Source organism: Microbacterium sp. NPDC055683 (genome assembly GCF_053617895.1).
The window spans coordinates 70,894-87,343 of the sequence record NZ_JBSHGQ010000005.1 but is presented as its reverse complement, the minus strand read 5'-3'; the positions used below and the strand labels follow the sequence as shown (position 1 = coordinate 87,343).

Genomic DNA, 16,450 nt, shown 5'->3' with positions numbered 1-16,450 from the left:
GGCGCCGGGGCCGCCATCCCCTCCCTGGAGAGTGAAAGAGAGCATGCTCAGAATCGGAATCATCGGCACCGGCGGCATCGCCGACGCGCACATCAGCGGGTACCTCGCGTTCCCCGACCAGTGCGAGATCGTCGCGCTCGCTGACGTCATGCCGGGGAAGGCCGCGGCCAAGGCGGCGGCGTTCGGGCTCGCCGGCGCGCAGGCGTTCGACGACCCGCTCGCGATGATCGCGGACGCGGGTCTCGATCTCGTGAGCGTCGCGACGCCGCCGTCGACGCACGCCGCGCTCGCGATCGCCGCCCTCGACGCGGGCGTGAACGTGCTCGTCGAGAAGCCGATGGCGCCCTCGCTCGAGGAGTGCGACGCCATGCTCGCGGCGCAGGAGCGTTCGGGCAAGCTGCTGTCGGTCGTGGCGCAGAACCGCTTCCGCGACGACCTCGCGACGCTCAAGGCCGTCGTCGAATCCGGGCTGCTCGGGTCGATCTCGCATGTGCGCGTCGACTCGGCATGGTGGCGGGGGCTGCCCTACTACGACCTGTGGTGGCGCGGCACGTGGGAGAAGGAGGGCGGCGGCTGCACGCTCAACCACGCGATCCACCACATCGACCTCCTCCTGTGGCTGCTCGGCAGCCCGACCGAGATCACGGCGATGCTCGCCAACGCGCAGCACGACAACGCCGAGGTCGAGGACCTCTCGGTCGCCGTGTTCCGATACGAGCGGGGGCTGGCCCAGCTGACGAGTTCTGTCGTGCACCACGGCGAGGAGCAGGAGATCGTCATCCAGGGGGCGAACGCGCGCGTCTCTCAGCCGTGGAAGGTCGTCGCCGAGCGCTCGCGCGCCGACGGCTTCCCGGCGGAGGGGGGCGACGCCGACCTCGTCGCACGCATCGAGGCGCTCGTGGCCGAACGCGCCCCCCTGTCGCACCTCGGTCACGAGGGCCAGATCGGCGATCTGCTCGCCGCCATCCGCGACGGCCGCGCACCCGTCGCGGGCGGACGCGACGGCCGCGACGCGGTCGAGGTCGTCACAGCGATCTACAAGGCCGGGTTCGAGCGCGAGATCGTCGCTCTGCCCCTCGCCGCCTCCGACCCCTACTACCGGGCGGGACAGCTCGTCGCGCACGCGCCGCACTTCTTCGAGAAGACGGCGTCGCTCGCCGAGGCCGCATCGTGACGGCGTCGTCGTTCCCCGGCGGGACGTCGCTGTCGCGTCTCGACGTCTACGGCGACGAGGCGCCCGACGGCATCTGCGGGGGCAGTCCGCACATGCACCTCGTCTCGACAGAGGCGTACGTCGTGGTGTCGGGGGAGGGGGCGCTCCAGACGATCGACGCGACCGGGTTCCGCGAGACCGCGCTCGCCGCGGGAGACGTCGTGTGGTTCACGCCCGGAACCATCCACCGCGCGGTGAACCGCGGCGACCTGCGCGTCGTCGTGCTCATGAGCAATGCGGGCCTCCCCGAGGCGGGTGACGCCGTCATGACGTTCCCGTCGGAGGTCGTGGCGGACGGCGCGGCGTACGCTGACGCAGCCGCGCTCGGAGGAGAGGATGGCCGCGCCGAGCGCGCCGCGCGGCGCCGCGACCTCGCCGTCGCCGGGTTCGAGGTGCTGCGCGATGCCGTCCTCGCGGGTGACCGCGCGCCGCTCGATGCCTTCCACGTCGCGGCGGGCGCCCTCGTCCGCGGGCGAGCGGCGGCGTGGGCCGACCTCGTCCGCGAGCGGCCGCTGGCACAGGCGGAGCGCTCGCTCGCGCTCGCGGAGGCGGTCGCGGCAGGCTCGGTCGCGCATCTCGCCCACGCGCGCGTGCACGAGGCCGCCGCCTCGACGGGCGAGCGCGGCTTCGGCATGTGCGGCCGTCTCCGCACCTACGACGTGACCGACCGAGAGGACGCATGATGAGCCATCCGTACACCTTCGATCCGCTGCCCGAACCCGTCGTCGACCCGGGGGAGTTCGTCTTCGCGGCCGTCGGCCTCGACCACGGCCACATCCACGGGATGACGGAGGAGCTCGTCCGGGCCGGCGGCACGCTCTCGGCCGTCTTCGATCCCGATCCCGCGAAGGTCGCGGATTTCGTCGCGCGGTATCCGCAGGCGCGCGCCGCCGCGAGCGAGCGGGAGGTGCTCGACGACCCGGCCATCCGGCTCGTCGCGAGCGCCGCGGTCGCCTCCGATCGCGCGCCGCTCGGCGTGCGCGTGCTCGACGCGGGCAAGGACTACTTCGCCGACAAGCCCGCCATCACGACCCTCGACGATCTGCAGGCGGCGCGCGCCGCCGTCGCGCGCACGGGCGGCATCTTCGCCGTCTACTACGGCGAGCGCGTGCACTCCGAGGCGGCGCTGCTCGCGGGCCAGCTCATCGAGCGCGGGGCCATCGGCCGCGTGCTGCAGGTCGTGTCGTTCGGGCCGCACCGCGTGGGCACGGGGCGGCCCGACTGGTTCTACGATCCCGCGCGCTACGGCGGGATCCTCTGCGACATCGGCAGCCACAACTTCGAGCAGATGCTGCACTACACGGGCGCGACGGGCGGTCGCATCGCGAGCGCGACCGTCGCGAACTACGCGCATCCCGACACCCCCGGGCTGCAGGACTTCGGCGACGCGCACGTCGTGCTCGACAACGGCACGAGCGGCTACGTGAGGGTCGACTGGTTCACCCCCGCGGGTCTCGACGTGTTCGGCGACGGCCGCACGCTCATCCTCGGGACCGACGGCTACCTCGAGCTGCGCAAGTACGTCGACATCACGACCGACAACGGGGGAGGGCAGGTGCTCCTCGTGAACCAGGACGGGCAGTACCGGTTCGACGCCGCGGGGAAGACGGGGTTCCCGTTCTTCGGCCGGCTCATCCGCGACAGCATCGACCGCACCGAGACGGCGATGACGCAGGAGCACGCGTTCGCCGCCGCCGAGCTCAGCATCCTCGCCCAGCAGCAGGCCGAGGTGCTCGCGGGCTGACATCGGATGCCCGCCCGCCCGCTCCCTGCCGACGCGGGCGGGCGGCGCGGGTCAGCGCTCCAGCGTCGCGGCGCGGACGACCTGGATGATGCCGAAAACGACGAGCGCGGCGCCGATGAAGAGCCACAGCCAGACCGCCGTGAGGAGCGGCGAGAGGATGACGACGACACCCGCCAGGATGCTGATGATCGCGAACGCGATCGTCCAGCCCTTCGAGCGCGGAACCGGGCTGAACGGATCCTTCGGGCCGCCCAGCGCGAAGAGCGACACGATGCCGTCGACGATCCACGAGACGCCCAGCATGATGGCGACGAACGCCGCCAGCAGCACGGTCGTCGAGGTGAGGTTCGCGAAGGCGACGATCGACGAGACGACGAACAGGATGCCGAGCAGCGAGATGCCGACCCGCAGCCATCCGCCGAGCCCCTTCGAGGAGATCGCGAGCGCGATGTTGATGACGCCGGCGACGAGCGTGTAGATCGCGATGAGCACGGTGATCGCGACGGCCGACTTGAGCGGCCAGACGAGGATGACCACGCCCGCGATGAGCGAGACGACGCCCGTCACGATCGCGATCGTCCGCAGGGTGCGCGCGAGGCCGATGGGCTGGTGCGTGGTATCCGTCACGATTCCTCCTGTTGCCGGTCTGTGCTCCCGACGCTAGTGCGTGCGGAGCGTCCCCGGAAAGGGCCGCGCCGCACGCGACGCCCGGTTACAGGTGCGATCCGGCGTACCGCGCGAGCGCATCGCGCACGAACGCCGCGCCTCGGGCGCCGCCGTAGTTCGCGGCGAAGCGCGCATCGGCGACGTACATCTCGGCGAGCCCGACGACATAGGCCCTCTCGTCGCCGCCTGGGGTCGCCGAGGGCGTCCCGGGGATGCCCCGCAGCCACTCGACGTGGCGGCGCGCCAGCTCCTGCGCGGCATCCGACGCAGGATCCGCGTCCGACGCGGCCAGTGCCATCCAGTCGGCGCCGAGCCGCGCGGAGCGGTCCTTCCACGCGGCGCGCTCGGCGTCGGACATCCCGCGCCACCAGGCGTCGCTCCGGGCGTAGGCGTCGCGCCCCCAGCGCTCCTCCACCTCCTCCCTGTGCTGTGCGTGGTCGAATCCGTCGAACATGTCCTCCGCCATGAGCTCCCTGCCTTCCTGGAGTGATCGGATGGTCGACGCGACGGCCTTCATCTGCCGTTCGAGGCGGTTCCTCTCGTCGACCAGCCACGCGAGATGCGTCTCGAGCGCGTGCACCGGGGTGACATCGCTCGCGAGCAGGTCAGCGATCTGCGGCAGGCCGAGCCCGAGCTCGCGCAGCAGCAGGATGCGCTGCAGGCGTACGAGGGCGTGCTCGTCGTAGTACCGGTAGCCGTTCGACCCGTGGCGGGTCGGCGGCAGCAGCCCGATGTCGTCGTAGTGCCGCAGCGCGCGGCTCGTCGATCCCGTGAGCCGCGCGATCTGCTGGATGGACCACTCCATGCGGTCCTCCTCTCGTGTGGATGGCTCCACGCTACGAGTTGACGTCGCGTCAAGGTCAAGGACGATCTTCGGATCCGCCCTTGCTTATCGAGATATATCGTGTTCTACTCGGTGACATCGAGATATATCTCGAATCGCACGGCCGGGTCCCCGGCGGACAGGAGCAGATCATGGCAGACGAGAAGTGGCTCATCCACCCGGGTGAGACCCGCGTCATCGACGTCGAGGGCATCCGCCGTCTCAAGGTGGGCCTCGTCGGCGGACAGGTCGACGTCATCGCACACGACGAGCCGCACGTGCGGCTCGAGGTCCACGGCGTGAGCGTGAAGGACCTCCGCGTGGAGGTGACGGGCGACCAGCTCGAGCTCGATCACGCGCAGCTGAGGTGGGACAACTTCCTCGAGGTGTTCCGCAACTTCGGGTCGGGGGGTCCGCGCGCCGAGGTGAGCCTCGCCGTCCCCCGTGCCGTCGCCCTCACGCTGGGTGTCGTGAGCGCCGGCGCGCTCGTCTCGGGAGTGGAGGGGCACACCCGTCTCAACACGGTGTCGGGCGACATCCTCGTCGATGGGCTCCGCGGCGACCTGGGAGCCAACGCCGTCTCGGGCGACATCCAGGTGCGCGGCCTCACCGGCCCGTTCTCGGCGAACACGGTCTCGGGCGACGTGGCCGTCACCGGCGCGGTCACGAAGGTCGACGTCGACTCCGTCTCGGGATCGACCTTCGTCGACGCAGAGGGCCCGGTCTCGCGCATCTCCGTCAACGGCGTGAGCGGCGCCGTGACGGTGCGCCTCGACGCGGGCTATCCCGCGAACTACGTCGCGCGCTCCGCGAGCGGGCGAATCCTCGTCGACGGCGTCCGGTACGCGTCGTCGGGGCCGTCGAACTACACCGGCTCGGTGGGCGAGCTCTCGAGCGCGTTCGTCGACGTGGGCGTCAACACCGTCTCCGGCGACATCACCGTGGTGCGGCGGGACGACCCGTCCGCGCCCGCCGGCGACACCGACGAGCAGGTCGAGTGGCCCGGCGGTGCGTCGGGCGAGGAGCGGAGCGCCTGATGCCCCCCGTCTTCTCCCACGGCGACCTGCGGCTCTATCTGCTCGCCCTGCTCGACGAGACGCCGCGGCACGGCTACGACATCATGCAGGCGCTGTCCGAACGCACCGGCGGCACGTACACGCCGAGCGCGGGCACCATCTATCCGCGCCTCGCGAAGCTCGAGGAAGAGGGGCTCGTCACGAAGTCCGCGGACGGACGCAAGACCGTCTACGCCATCACGGAGGCTGGCCGAGCGGAGGTCGCCGCCCGCGCGGCGGACATCGACGGCATCCAGGAGGGTCTCGCGGACTCGGTGCGCCTCATCGCCGACGGCGTGCGCGCGAGCGTGCAGGACGCCATGCGGAGCCTCCGCGCCGACCTCGCGGCGGCCGCGCGGACGCCGGACGAGCCGGCGCGGCCCGAGACGCGCGACGACCCGCGCGTGCGCTCGCGGGAGCACCTGCAGCGGGTCGACGTGCTCGTGAACGACTTCCGCGGACGCGTCCGCGCCGATCTCCGGACGCATGTCGCTCGGGGCGGCGAGCTCGCGGCGTCCGTCGTCGACGACCTCGCCCGCGCCCTCGACGACGCCGCCGAGGCCGTCCGCCGATCGCTCGGCTGACGGCCCCGGCGCGCCGGCGGTCAGGCCTCCACGGGCCAGTCCTCGTCGTCGGCGAGCGGCTCGCTCACGGGCACGACGAGGATGGGTCGGTGCTGCCGATGCGACAGCCGTGCCGCCACGGAGCCCGTGAAGAACTCGCGGACCGACTCCCCGAACCCGCGCTTGCGGGTGCCGACGACGAGGAGACGGGCGTCCACGCGGTCGGCGAAGTGCTTGATCGCGAGCGCGGGGTCGCCGACGAGCTGCTTCACCGACCACGCCACGTCCTTGCCGGACAGGGCGGCCTCCGCGGCCGCGGTCACCGCCGCGAGCTCCTCCGCTCCCGCGTCGATGTGGATGTCGACGGGCGCCGTCTGCACGAATCCGTCGGGATCCTCGTAGGTGACGAAGCGCGTGACGTCGACGTGCGCGACGACGAGCGGGGCATGCAGGAGATGCGCGTACCGCGCCGCCTCCTTCACGACACGCGGCGTCTGACCGGGGATCACCCCCACGACGACGGCTCCTTGCAGGGCGGCGTCCGCACCCGGATCGTGCGTCTCCTCGACGGGGGAGACCTCGTTGTCGCTCATGACCGCGTCCTCTCTCCGATGCCGCAGCCCGGCCGGTGGCGAGGCCGCGTGGTATCGTGGATCATACTCTTTCCGGCAACCGCCGGCTGTCCGAAGTGATCGCATACGGGCCGGCGAATAAGCCCGTTGCCATTGACATAAGGGGGTCTCGCCCATGGGCCGTGGCCGTCAGAAGGCGAAGCACACCAAGCTCGCCCGCGAACTCAAGTCGTTCAGCCCTGCTGTCGACTACTCGGCCCTCGAGCGGGAGCTCGGTCATCCCGAGGACGACCAGTACGTCGACCGCTGGGCCGACCAGTACGCCGACGAGGACGAGGACGAAGACGAACTCGAGAAGGCATAGCTCCTCTCGGGTCCACACCCACGCGGTCGCTGCGGACATCCGTCCGCGGCGACTTTCGTGCGTCCGACCGTCCTCGCATGCGCGTCGGGGCATGACGCGATGAGCCGCCCTCCGGTCCGCTGGTCGCTCCTCCCCGCTGTCATCGCGGGCGGAGCGGTCGGCGCAGCCCTCCGCTACGCCCTGGTGATCTCCGATGCGGACGCCGCGGTCGTCACGACGGCGGCGATCAACCTCGTCGGGGCCTTCCTCCTCGGCATCGTGGCCGGTGCCGTCGCCGACCGCCGCCCCCGTGTCCGGGCCTTCCTCGGCACCGGGGTGCTCGGAGGGTTCACGACCTACAGCGCCTTCGCCGTGCAGACCGCGTCGTTCCTTGCAGAGGGCGCGGCGATCGCGCTGCTCGGTGCCCTCCTCCTCGTGGCCGCGGCGACCGCGGCCGCCCTCGCAGGGCTCGCCGTCGGCGCCCGGCTCGTCGCGAGGCGGTCGTCGTGATCCTCCTGCTCGTCGTGGCGATCGCCGGGGGCATCGGCTCCGGCGCCCGCTGGCTCGTCGACGTGCTGCTCGGGCGCGTGCTGCCGCGCGGGTTCCCCTGGGCCATCCTCGTCGTGAACGCGACGGGGTCGTTCGCGCTGGGGCTCCTCACGGGCGCGGTCTCCGAGACGGCCTGGCTCGCGGCCGTCGGAGCCGGTCTGCTCGGCGGATACACGACCTTCAGCACGGTCGCCCTCGACTCCGCGGCATTCCTGCGGGAGGGGCGGACGCGCGCTGCCATCGCGGATGCCCTCGGCACCCTCTCGGTATGCGTCGCGGCGGCGGCTGCGGGGCTCGGGATGGCTGCGCTGCTCTGACGGAGATCCTCCCCTGGGGGGACGTGCCCGGACGCTGCCCGGTGCGAGAATGGCCTTGCGGATACAGGACCGTATCGAGGTCCGTCCGCGCCTCGCCCGGCCATCCCGAACGAGAGAGACCTGTGTCGAAGCTCGCCGTCCTCAGCCTCAAGAACAGGGCGCTCATCGCGCTCATCACGATCTGCGCCGCCGTCTTCGGCGGGCTGTCGCTCACGAACCTCAAGCAGGAGCTCATCCCGTCGATCGAGCTGCCCTCGCTCGTCGTCATGACGACGTACCCCGGCGCCTCGCCCGAGGTCGTCGAGGCCGACGTGTCGACGCCGATCGAGACCGCGATCGCCGGCGTCCCCGACCTGGAGTCGTCGTCGGCGACGTCGACGACGAACTCGTCGATCATCCAGGCGACGTTCTCGTACGGCGCGAACCTCGCGACGGCCGAGCAGAAGATGCAGCAGGCCATCAGCCGGATCTCGAGCCAGCTGCCCGACGGCGTCGAGCCGCAGGTGCTCGCCATCAGCATCGACGACCTCCCCGTCATCCAGGTCGCGGCGTCGGGTCTGGGCGAGGCGGACGAGGCGCAGGCGCAGCTCGAGTCGATCGCCATCCCCGACCTCGAGGACGTCGAGGGCGTTAACGCCGCGGAGATCGTCGGCGGCGTGGGACAGCGCATCACGATCACCCCCGACACCGAGGCGCTGGCGGCCGCCGGCCTCACGCAGCAGGCGATCTCGGACGCCCTGCAGCAGAACGGCAACCTGTTCCCGGGCGGCGACATCACGGAGGACGATCGCACGCTCACGGTGCAGACGGGGGCGAAGATCGCCGACCTCGACCAGCTGCGTGCGCTGCCGCTCGCGACGACCGCGACGGTCGACCCGGCGACGGGGATGCCCGTGCCCGCGCCGGTCGTGACGATCGCCGACGTCGCCGACGTCGCCCAGACCGATGATCCCGTCACGTCGCTGTCGCGCGTGAACGGCGAGGACGCCATCTCGATCTCCATCACGAAGCTCCCCGACGCCAACACCGTCGAGGTCTCGGAGGGCGTGCAGGCGGTGCTCGACGATCTGCGCGAGACGCTCCCCGATGCACAGTTCACGGTGGTTTTCGACCAGGCGCCGTTCATCGTGCAGTCGATCGAGACGCTCGCGACCGAGGGGCTGCTGGGCCTCGTGTTCGCCGTCATCGTCATCCTCGTGTTCCTGCTGTCGGTGCGCTCGACGATCGTGACGGCGATCTCGATCCCGACGAGCGTGCTCATCACGTTCATCGGGATGCAGTCGTTCGGCTACACGCTCAACATGCTCACGCTCGGCGCGCTCACGATCTCGATCGGCCGCGTCGTCGACGACTCCATCGTCGTCATCGAGAACATCAAGCGGCACTACGTGGGCGACGCCGACAAGGGCGCGGCCATCCGCCTCGCCGTGCGCGAGGTCGCCGGAGCGGTCACGGCGTCGACGATCACGACCGTCGCCGTCTTCCTGCCGATCGTGTTCGTCGGCGACATGGTCGGCGAGCTGTTCCGCCCGTTCGCCATGACGGTGACCATCGCGATGGCCGCGTCGCTCCTCGTCGCGCTGACGATCGTGCCCGTGCTCGCGTACTGGTTCATGCGACCAGGCAAGCCGCTCCTCGACGAGCACGGTCATCCGATCGATCCCGAGCACCCCGACGCGCCGCCGTCCCGTCTGCAGCGGGCCTACCACCCGATCCTCGGATGGACGCTTCGGCACTCCGGGCTCACGGTCGCGCTCGCGGTTGTCGTGCTCGTCGGCACCGTCGCGCTCGCTCCCCTCATGAAGGTGAACTTCCTCGGCGACTCGGGGCAGAACACCATGACGATCTCGCAGGACCTCGGCGACACGGCGAGCCTCGAGGCGAAGGACGCCGCCGCGCAGCGCGTGGAAGAGGTGCTCGACGGCATCGACGGCATCGAGACGGTGCAGGTGTCGGTCGGGTCGAGCGGCTCCGCCCTCTCCGACGCGTTCTCGGGCGGGGGCGGCGTCACGTACTCCGTCATGAGCGCCGACGGCGTCGACCAGGAGGAGCTGCGCGCGGAGGTGCAGGACGCCCTCGACGCCCTCGACGACGCGGGCGATCTCATCGTGTCGGCCGCAGCCGGCTTCGGATCGAGCGATATCGCGATCAGCGTCGAGGCGCCGACCTCCGACGCGCTCGCTGCGGCGACCGACGCCATCGTGGCGGAGCTCGACGGCCGTGACGGCGTGGGCGCCGTCACCGACGACCTCGCGTCGTCGCTGCCGTACATCGCCGTCGAGGTCGATCGCGACGCGGCAGCGGAAGCCGGGCTGTCGGAGGCCGCGATCGGCTCGATCGTGTCGTCGACCATGCAGCCGCAGCAGGCGGGGAGCGTCGAGTTCGAGGAGACCTCCCTCGACATCTACATCGCGGTGTCCGACCCGCCGGCGACGGTCGCGCAGCTGCGCGAGCTGGACCTCCCGACGGCCACCGGGGTCGTGCAGCTGCAGGACCTCGCGACGATCGAGGAGAGCGCGAGCCCCGCGTCGATCACGACGGTCGACGGGCGCCGCACGGCGACCATCACGGTGCCGCCCGCAGGCGACGACCTCGCGGTGGCGACCGCCTCGGCGGCCGCCGCGATCGAGGCGGCCGACCTCCCCGACGGCGCCTCGGCGTCGGTCGGCGGCGTCGCGGAGCAGCAGGCGGACTCGTTCAGTCAGCTCGGCCTCGCGATGCTCGCGGCCATCCTCATCGTGTACGTCGTGATGGTGGCGACCTTCAAGTCGCTGCGTCAGCCGATCCTGCTGCTCGTGTCGGTGCCGTTCGCGGCCACGGGGGCCATCCTGCTGCAGGTCGTCACGGGCGTGCCGCTCGGCGTCGCGTCGCTCATCGGCGTGCTCATGCTCATCGGCATCGTCGTGACGAACGCGATCGTGCTCGTCGACCTCGTCAACCAGTACCGCGAGAAGGGGCTGTCGACCCACGACGCGACGCTGGCCGGCGCATCGATGCGACTGCGGCCCATCCTCATGACGGCCCTCGCGACGATCTTCGCGCTCACGCCCATGGGGCTCGGCATCACGGGGCACGGCGGGTTCATCTCGCAGCCTCTCGCGATCGTCGTCATCGGCGGCCTGGTCTCGTCGACGTTCCTCACCCTCATCGTGCTGCCGACGCTCTACAACCTGGTCGAGGGCGCGAAGGAGCGACGGATCGCCCGGCGCGGAGGCTCCGGCGGGCCGGGCGAGGACGGCGGGCCCGCGACCGATCCGGATGGCGGCGGATCGCCTGCGCCCGGGGTCGCGCGGGCGTCCGCAGCGCTGTCGGAGCAGGATGCGCTCGTCGCTGCGGCCCCTGCGTCTCCGGTCTCGCGCGTCTCGAGGCGGGACTCCGCGCAGACCGTGAGCTCACCGGCAGAGGCGACCCCTGTGGCGCGCACCGTCGTGTCGGAGCAGGCGTCGTCGGGCGAGCCCGTGAGGGTGTCCGTCTCCGTCGCCGTGACCGCCGAGGCGGTCACGGCCGGGAGCGCGACGGGTGCTCCGTCGGCGCCCGCGGCCGGCCTGCCGACCGCGGCACCCGTTCAGCACCGCCCGCGGTAGCGGCGGGCCGGTGCGCCCCTGCGCCGCCTCCGGGTGCAGGGGCGTTTCCCAGTCGGGTCCGGTAACGTCGACCAGTCGGCTTCGGACACCGCGTAGAGCGCGGACGTTTTCAGCAAGTGTGAGTCCGGGGGCCGATGGTGAGCGTCGATCGACGCGCATGAACCATCACATGAATGGCCCCCGGCCGATGGACGCCCGGGTTTGCCTGCGCATGCGTGCGCAGGCGCTGTTCTCGTGCGAGAACCAGAAGGACACACCCATGCCCAAGAGCAAGAAGCCGGCCGGCGGTCGACCCGCCCAGAACTTCGATCCGCGCTATGCCAAGAAGAAGACCGGCGGACCTTTCCGCGGGAACGACGGCGGGTCGCGCGGCCCGCGCCGCGACGACAGCGCCGCGGGCGGATACCGCCGGGACGACCGTGGGTTCACGGGTCGCGAGGGCGGTCAGCGTCGCGAGGGCGGCTACGAGCGTCGTGACGACCGCGGATACGCGGGTCGCGACGGCGGTCAGCGCGACGGCGGGTTCCGTCGGGACGACCGTGGGTTCGGCGGGCGTGATGGCGGTCAGCGTCGTGAGGGCGGTCACGAGCGTCGCGACGATCGCGGCTTCGGCGGCGGTCAGCGTCGTGAGGGCGGCTACCCCCGTCGTGACGATCGCGGCTTCGCGGGTCGTGACGGCGGTCAGCGTCGCGAGGGCGGCTTCGGCGGCCAGCGTCGTGAAGGAGGCTTCGAGCGTCGCGACGACCGTGGCTTCGGCGGCGGTCAGCGTCGTGAAGGCGGGTACGAGCGCCGTGACGATCGCGGCTTCGCGGGTCGTGACGGCGGTCAGCGTCGCGACGGCGGCTTCGGTGGCCAGCGTCGTGAAGGCGGGTACGAGCGCCGTGACGATCGCGGCTTCGCGGGTCGCGAGGGCGGTCAGCGTCGCGAGGGCGGCTACGAGCGCCGTGACGACCGTGGCTTCGGCGGTGGCCAACGCGACGGCGGGTTCCGTCGTGACGACCGCGGCTTCGCGGGCCGTGACCGCGGTCAGCGTCGCGAGGGCGGCTACGAGCGTCGCGACGGCGGTCAGCGTGACGGCGGCTTCCGCCGCGACGACCGTCCTGCTCGCTCGGCCGCGCAGGAGCAGCAGATCGACGTCGTGCACGAGCGCCTCGAGGCCCAGGCCATCCAGACCGACGACGCCGTCGAGGTGACGTTCGCGGAGATCGGACTGGGCGACAACATCGAGCGCGCCCTCGCCGCCCTCGGCGCCGACAAGCCGTTCCCGATCCAGGCCGCGACCATCCCGCCCATCATCGAGGGCCGCGACGTGCTCGCGCGCGGACGCACGGGCTCGGGCAAGACGATCGCCTTCGGCGCACCGCTCGTCGAGCGCGTGCTGCGGTCGAAGGCAGGGACGAAGCGCGAGTTCGGTCGCGCCCCCGTCGCGCTCATCCTCGCCCCCACGCGCGAGCTCGCCCTGCAGATCGACCGGACCATCCAGCCGATCGCGCGCAGCGTCGGCCTCTTCACGACGCAGATCTACGGCGGCGTGCCGCAGGGGCGCCAGGTCGGAGCGCTGCAGAAGGGCGTCGACATCATCATCGGCACGCCCGGCCGCATGGAGGACCTGCACGCGCAGGGCAAGCTCGACCTCTCGCAGATCTCGATCGCCGTGCTCGACGAGGCCGACCACATGTGCGAGCTCGGCTTCCTCGAGCCCGTGCAGCGCCTGCTGCGCCTCACAGCCGACGGCTCGCAGAAGCTCCTCTTCTCGGCCACGCTCGACCGCGAGGTCGCCGCGCTCGTCGACGAGTTCCTCGTCGAGCCCTCGGTCTACGAGGTCGCGGGCGAGACGCAGGACTCGGGCACGATCGATCACCGCGTGCTCGTCATCGATCAGCGCAGCAAGGGCGAGATCCTCGACACGCTCGTCGACCGCGAGGGGAAGACGCTCGTCTTCTCGCGCACCCGGGCGTACGCCGAGCAGCTCGCCGAGCAGTTCGAGGACGCGGGCATCACCGCCGTCGCGCTCCACGGCGACCTGAACCAGGCCAAGCGCACACGCAACATCGAGAAGTTCTCGAAGGGCCGGGCGCAGGTGCTCGTCGCGACGGACGTCGCCGCTCGCGGCATCCACGTCGACGACGTCGACCTCGTGGTCCAGGCGGACGCGCCCACCGAGTACAAGACGTACCTGCACCGCGCGGGTCGCACGGGCCGCGCCGGCCGCTCGGGCCGGGTCGTCACCCTCATTACGCGGATGCGCCAGCGCCGCATGAGCGAGCTGCTCGAGCGCGCCGAGATCGACGCGCCGTTCGACCAGGTGCGTCCGGGTGACGACCTCCTCGACGAGATCGCGGGCGCCGTCCCGACCGCCGCGGAGCTCACCGCGTAACCCCCGCCATCCGGATCACGGCCCCGTCGCATCGCGCGACGGGGCCGTTGCGCGTCTCCGATCTGGGCGGATCCCTTCGCGGCCGTGGCGACATGCTGTCCTACCGTGAAGGTATGGACATCAACGGATGGCTCGCCGGCGGCGGATGGCTCACGCTCGCCCTCGTGAACGCCGGTCTCGCCGAGCAGAAGAACCGCACGCGGCTCGGATGGTTCCTCGGATCGCTGATCCTCGGACCCATCGCGACGTTCCTCATCGTGGTGTGGTCGCCCGCCGCCCGCAGCTGATGCCCACGTCTCGTCCTCGGTCGTGCACAGTGCAGGAGATCCGGCCGAGCCGATTCGGTGGGTCCGCGCGGATCCGGGCCGACGGCCATCCGCCCAGCCCGGATCTCCTGCGGTGTGTTCGCCCGCCAGCCGGCCTCAGCGCGAGCCGCGGGCGAGCTTCGACGGCCACCAGATGGCGCGGCCGATGTCGTACGCGAGCGCGGGCACGAGCAGCGAGCGCACGATGAACGTGTCGAGCAGCACGCCGAACGCGACGATGAACGCGAGCTGCACGAGGAACAGCACGGGGATGACCGACAGCGCCGTGAACGTCGCCGCCAGCACGAGGCCCGCCGACGTGATGACGCCGCCGGTGATCGCCAGCCCTCGGATGATTCCGTCGCGCGTCCCGTGCCGCAGCGACTCCTCGCGCACCCGCGTCATGAGGAAGATGTTGTAGTCGATGCCGAGCGCCACGAGGAAGACGAAGCCGTACAGCGGTACCGCCGGGTCGGCCCCCGGGAACCCGAGCACCTCGTTGAACACGAACGCCGACACGCCCATGGCGGTTCCGAACGAGAGCACGGTCGTGAGGATGAGCAGCACCGGCGCGAGGATCGACCGCAGCAGCAGCATGAGGATCACGAGGATCACCGCGAGGATGACGGGGATGATGAGGTTGCGGTCGTGGATCGACGCGTCGTTCGTGTCGACATCGGTCGCCGTGACGCCGCCCACGAGCGCGCCGGGCACGGCGTCGTCGAGCGCGACCCGCAGATCGCGCACCGTCTGCTCGGCGGCGGTCGAGTCGGCGGCGTCCGCGAGAGTGCCCTGCAGCAGCACATCGCCATCCGCCACGGTGGGATCGGGTGACGGCGTTCCGGGAGGACCGAAGGCCGTGACGCCGTCTTCCGTCACGGGAGCGCTGCCGCTCTCCGTGTCGGCCGTCACGGCGACGCCGTCGATGCCGTCGGCGGCGAGCAGCACATCGGCCGCGGCCTGCAGTTCGTCCTCCGCGACGACGACGTAGACGGGGCTTCCTGATCCTGCCGGGAAGTGCTCGCCGAGCACCTGCTGGCCCTCGCGCGCCTGCGACTCGCCCAGCACGAGGTCCGACTGCGACACCCCGTCGGCCTGGAACTGCGTGAACCCGATCGAGCCAGCGGCCAGGACGACGGCCGTGAGCGCCCAGATGACGCGCGGCCGCGCGCGGATGGCCCGCCCGACCCCGGCCCAGAGACCTCGTGCGGGCGCGCCCTCGGCCGCCGTGTCGGGCGCGTATACGGGCCGCCGCGGCCAGAACGCCGCACGACCGAAGGCGAACAGGAGCGCGGGGAGCAGCGAGAGCGCCGACAGCATCGCGAAGACGATGCCGATGGCCGCCACGGGGCCGAGCGTGCTGTTCGACTTGAGGTCGCTCAGCAGCAGGCAGAGGAGACCGGCGATCACCGTGCCGCCCGACGCCAGGATGGGCTCGAACGAGCCGCGCAGGGCCCGCATCGACGCGGTCCAGGTGCTCTCGGTGCGGATGAGCTCGTCGCGGTACCGGGAGACGTACAGGAGCGAGTAGTCGGTCGCGGCGCCGATGACGAGGATGAAGAGGATGCCCTGCGTCTGTCCGCTGAGGAGCAGCACGCCGGCCTTCGCCAGCCACCACACCGTGAGGAGCGCGACGCACAGCGCGAACAGGCTCGTCGAGAGCACCGCGACGGGCAGGAGCAGCGACCGGTAGACGATGACGAGGATGACGAGCACAGCGGCGAGGGCGACGAGCAGGAGGATCCCGTCGATGCCGGCGAACGCGGAGACGAGGTCGTTGGAGAACCCGGCGGGGCCCGTGATGTGCACCGCGACGTCGGCGGGGAGCCCGTCGGAGAGGGCCTCGTCGAGTGCCGCGACGACCTCGGACAGCTCGGCGTCGGAGGAGATCGGGACGAACGCCTGCGCCGCCTTCCCGTCGTCGGAGGCGATGGCGGGGGAGACCTCGTCGACGCCGTCGAGATCGGCCGCCGCGGCGAGCCGCTCGTCGATGGCGGCGAGGTCGTCGTCGCCCAGGTCGGCGTCGGAGGAGAAGACGACGACGGCGGGGATGGCGTCGCCGTCGGTGAAGTCGGAGAGCCGCTCCTGGACGGCCGTCGCATCGGCGCTCTCGGGAAGGTAGGTGGTCTGATCGTTCGAGGAGACCTCGTCGACCTTGCCGAAGTACGGCCCGCCGATCGATGCGCCGGCGAGCCACACGAGGATGAGCACGGCGGGCAGGAGGATGCGCAGCCACCGGGGGACCCGAGGAGGGGTCGTGCTCGGGGCGCTCGACTGCACGCGCGGTGCTTCGGGGAGAGGGGACATCATGCTCCAGTCGTCTGATCGCTAGCTAGCCT

15 protein-coding genes are annotated in these 16,450 nt (G+C 71.5%); 11 read left to right on the top strand and 4 right to left on the bottom strand.

What is annotated here, in order from left to right; genetic code table 11:
- Positions 1–43 precede the first annotated feature (43 nt).
- Genes ACWGPF_RS03675 through ACWGPF_RS03665 form a run of 3 tightly spaced genes read left to right on the top strand, consistent with a single transcriptional unit; the run spans position 44 to position 2,957 of the window.
- Positions 44–1,174 (top strand): Gfo/Idh/MocA family protein, encoded by a 1,131-nt coding sequence (locus ACWGPF_RS03675; RefSeq protein WP_452331532.1) that lies wholly within the window; start codon positions 44–46, stop codon positions 1,172–1,174.
- The gene (locus ACWGPF_RS03670) at positions 1,171–1,896 is read left to right on the top strand and encodes a cupin domain-containing protein (protein ID WP_452331531.1); all 726 of its coding nucleotides are present in this window, start codon (positions 1,171–1,173) and stop codon (positions 1,894–1,896) included. The genes ACWGPF_RS03675 and ACWGPF_RS03670 overlap by 4 nt, the downstream gene beginning before the upstream one ends.
- Entirely contained in the window at positions 1,896–2,957 is a 1,062-nt protein-coding gene (locus ACWGPF_RS03665) for a Gfo/Idh/MocA family protein (RefSeq protein WP_452331530.1), read from the top strand. Before ACWGPF_RS03670 ends, ACWGPF_RS03665 begins: the two co-directional genes overlap by 1 nt.
- 51 nt (positions 2,958–3,008) lie before the next feature.
- Here the strand turns inward: ACWGPF_RS03665 and ACWGPF_RS03660 are convergent, their stop codons facing one another.
- Positions 3,009–3,584 carry an HdeD family acid-resistance protein gene (locus ACWGPF_RS03660; RefSeq protein ID WP_452331529.1) on the bottom strand — a complete coding sequence of 192 codons (576 nt, stop codon included), beginning with the start codon at positions 3,582–3,584 and terminating at the stop codon, positions 3,009–3,011.
- Positions 3,585–3,669: 85 nt separating this feature from the next.
- Positions 3,670–4,428, bottom strand: coding sequence for a MerR family transcriptional regulator (locus tag ACWGPF_RS03655; protein ID WP_452331528.1), 759 nt, complete (start codon positions 4,426–4,428; stop codon positions 3,670–3,672).
- A 170-nt stretch (positions 4,429–4,598) separates the two neighbouring features.
- On the opposite strand from ACWGPF_RS03655, the gene ACWGPF_RS03650 reads away from it, so the two are divergent.
- Positions 4,599–5,483, top strand: coding sequence for a DUF4097 family beta strand repeat-containing protein (locus tag ACWGPF_RS03650; RefSeq protein WP_452331527.1), 885 nt, complete (start codon positions 4,599–4,601; stop codon positions 5,481–5,483).
- Positions 5,483–6,085 carry a PadR family transcriptional regulator gene (locus tag ACWGPF_RS03645; protein ID WP_452331526.1) on the top strand — a complete coding sequence of 201 codons (603 nt, stop codon included), beginning with the start codon at positions 5,483–5,485 and terminating at the stop codon, positions 6,083–6,085. Before ACWGPF_RS03650 ends, ACWGPF_RS03645 begins: the two co-directional genes overlap by 1 nt.
- Positions 6,086–6,105: 20 nt before the next feature.
- On the opposite strand, the gene ACWGPF_RS03640 is transcribed toward ACWGPF_RS03645, so the two are convergent.
- Positions 6,106–6,657: a universal stress protein gene (locus tag ACWGPF_RS03640; protein ID WP_452331525.1), complete on the bottom strand. Its 552-nt coding sequence runs from the start codon at positions 6,655–6,657 to the stop codon at positions 6,106–6,108.
- A gap of 154 nt (positions 6,658–6,811) precedes the next feature.
- Between ACWGPF_RS03640 and ACWGPF_RS03635 the strand changes: the two genes are divergently transcribed.
- The 6 genes from ACWGPF_RS03635 (at position 6,812) to ACWGPF_RS03610 (ending at position 14,093) form a co-directional block, all read left to right on the top strand.
- Positions 6,812–7,000, top strand: a complete 189-nt coding sequence (locus tag ACWGPF_RS03635; protein ID WP_345437006.1) for a DUF3073 domain-containing protein — start codon at positions 6,812–6,814, stop codon at positions 6,998–7,000.
- 99 nt (positions 7,001–7,099) lie between these two features.
- On the top strand, positions 7,100–7,489 hold the full coding sequence (locus tag ACWGPF_RS03630; RefSeq protein WP_452331524.1) for a fluoride efflux transporter FluC: 390 nt from the start codon (positions 7,100–7,102) through the stop codon (positions 7,487–7,489).
- Positions 7,486–7,845, top strand: coding sequence for a fluoride efflux transporter FluC (locus ACWGPF_RS03625; protein WP_452331523.1), 360 nt, complete (start codon positions 7,486–7,488; stop codon positions 7,843–7,845). Before ACWGPF_RS03630 ends, ACWGPF_RS03625 begins: the two co-directional genes overlap by 4 nt.
- A 122-nt stretch (positions 7,846–7,967) precedes the next feature.
- The gene (locus tag ACWGPF_RS03620) at positions 7,968–11,429 is read left to right on the top strand and encodes an efflux RND transporter permease subunit (RefSeq protein WP_452331522.1); all 3,462 of its coding nucleotides are present in this window, start codon (positions 7,968–7,970) and stop codon (positions 11,427–11,429) included.
- A 259-nt stretch (positions 11,430–11,688) separates the two neighbouring features.
- Complete coding sequence (locus ACWGPF_RS03615) at positions 11,689–13,806, top strand: DEAD/DEAH box helicase (protein WP_452331521.1); 2,118 nt, start codon at positions 11,689–11,691, stop codon at positions 13,804–13,806.
- Between the two features lie 113 nt (positions 13,807–13,919).
- Positions 13,920–14,093, top strand: a complete 174-nt coding sequence (locus ACWGPF_RS03610; RefSeq protein ID WP_452331520.1) for a hypothetical protein — start codon at positions 13,920–13,922, stop codon at positions 14,091–14,093.
- 135 nt (positions 14,094–14,228) lie between these two features.
- Here the strand turns inward: ACWGPF_RS03610 and ACWGPF_RS03605 are convergent, their stop codons facing one another.
- Positions 14,229–16,418, bottom strand: coding sequence for an MMPL family transporter (locus ACWGPF_RS03605; protein ID WP_452331573.1), 2,190 nt, complete (start codon positions 16,416–16,418; stop codon positions 14,229–14,231).
- Positions 16,419–16,450 lie beyond the last annotated feature (32 nt).

Bases quoted from the DNA above. Each gene is read 5' to 3' on its own strand.
- ACWGPF_RS03675 (WP_452331532.1), top strand. From the start codon at position 44: ATGCTCAGAATCGGAATCATCGGCACCGGCGGCATCGCCGACGCGCAC.
- ACWGPF_RS03665 (WP_452331530.1), top strand. From the start codon at position 1,896: ATGAGCCATCCGTACACCTTCGATCCGCTGCCCGAACCCGTCGTCGAC.
- ACWGPF_RS03655 (WP_452331528.1), bottom strand. From the start codon at position 4,428: ATGGAGTGGTCCATCCAGCAGATCGCGCGGCTCACGGGATCGACGAGC.
- ACWGPF_RS03650 (WP_452331527.1), top strand. From the start codon at position 4,599: ATGGCAGACGAGAAGTGGCTCATCCACCCGGGTGAGACCCGCGTCATC.
- ACWGPF_RS03645 (WP_452331526.1), top strand. From the start codon at position 5,483: ATGCCCCCCGTCTTCTCCCACGGCGACCTGCGGCTCTATCTGCTCGCC.
- ACWGPF_RS03640 (WP_452331525.1), bottom strand. From the start codon at position 6,657: ATGAGCGACAACGAGGTCTCCCCCGTCGAGGAGACGCACGATCCGGGT.
- ACWGPF_RS03635 (WP_345437006.1), top strand. From the start codon at position 6,812: ATGGGCCGTGGCCGTCAGAAGGCGAAGCACACCAAGCTCGCCCGCGAA.
- ACWGPF_RS03630 (WP_452331524.1), top strand. From the start codon at position 7,100: ATGAGCCGCCCTCCGGTCCGCTGGTCGCTCCTCCCCGCTGTCATCGCG.
- ACWGPF_RS03615 (WP_452331521.1), top strand. From the start codon at position 11,689: ATGCCCAAGAGCAAGAAGCCGGCCGGCGGTCGACCCGCCCAGAACTTC.
- ACWGPF_RS03610 (WP_452331520.1), top strand. From the start codon at position 13,920: ATGGACATCAACGGATGGCTCGCCGGCGGCGGATGGCTCACGCTCGCC.
- ACWGPF_RS03605 (WP_452331573.1), bottom strand. From the start codon at position 16,418: ATGTCCCCTCTCCCCGAAGCACCGCGCGTGCAGTCGAGCGCCCCGAGC.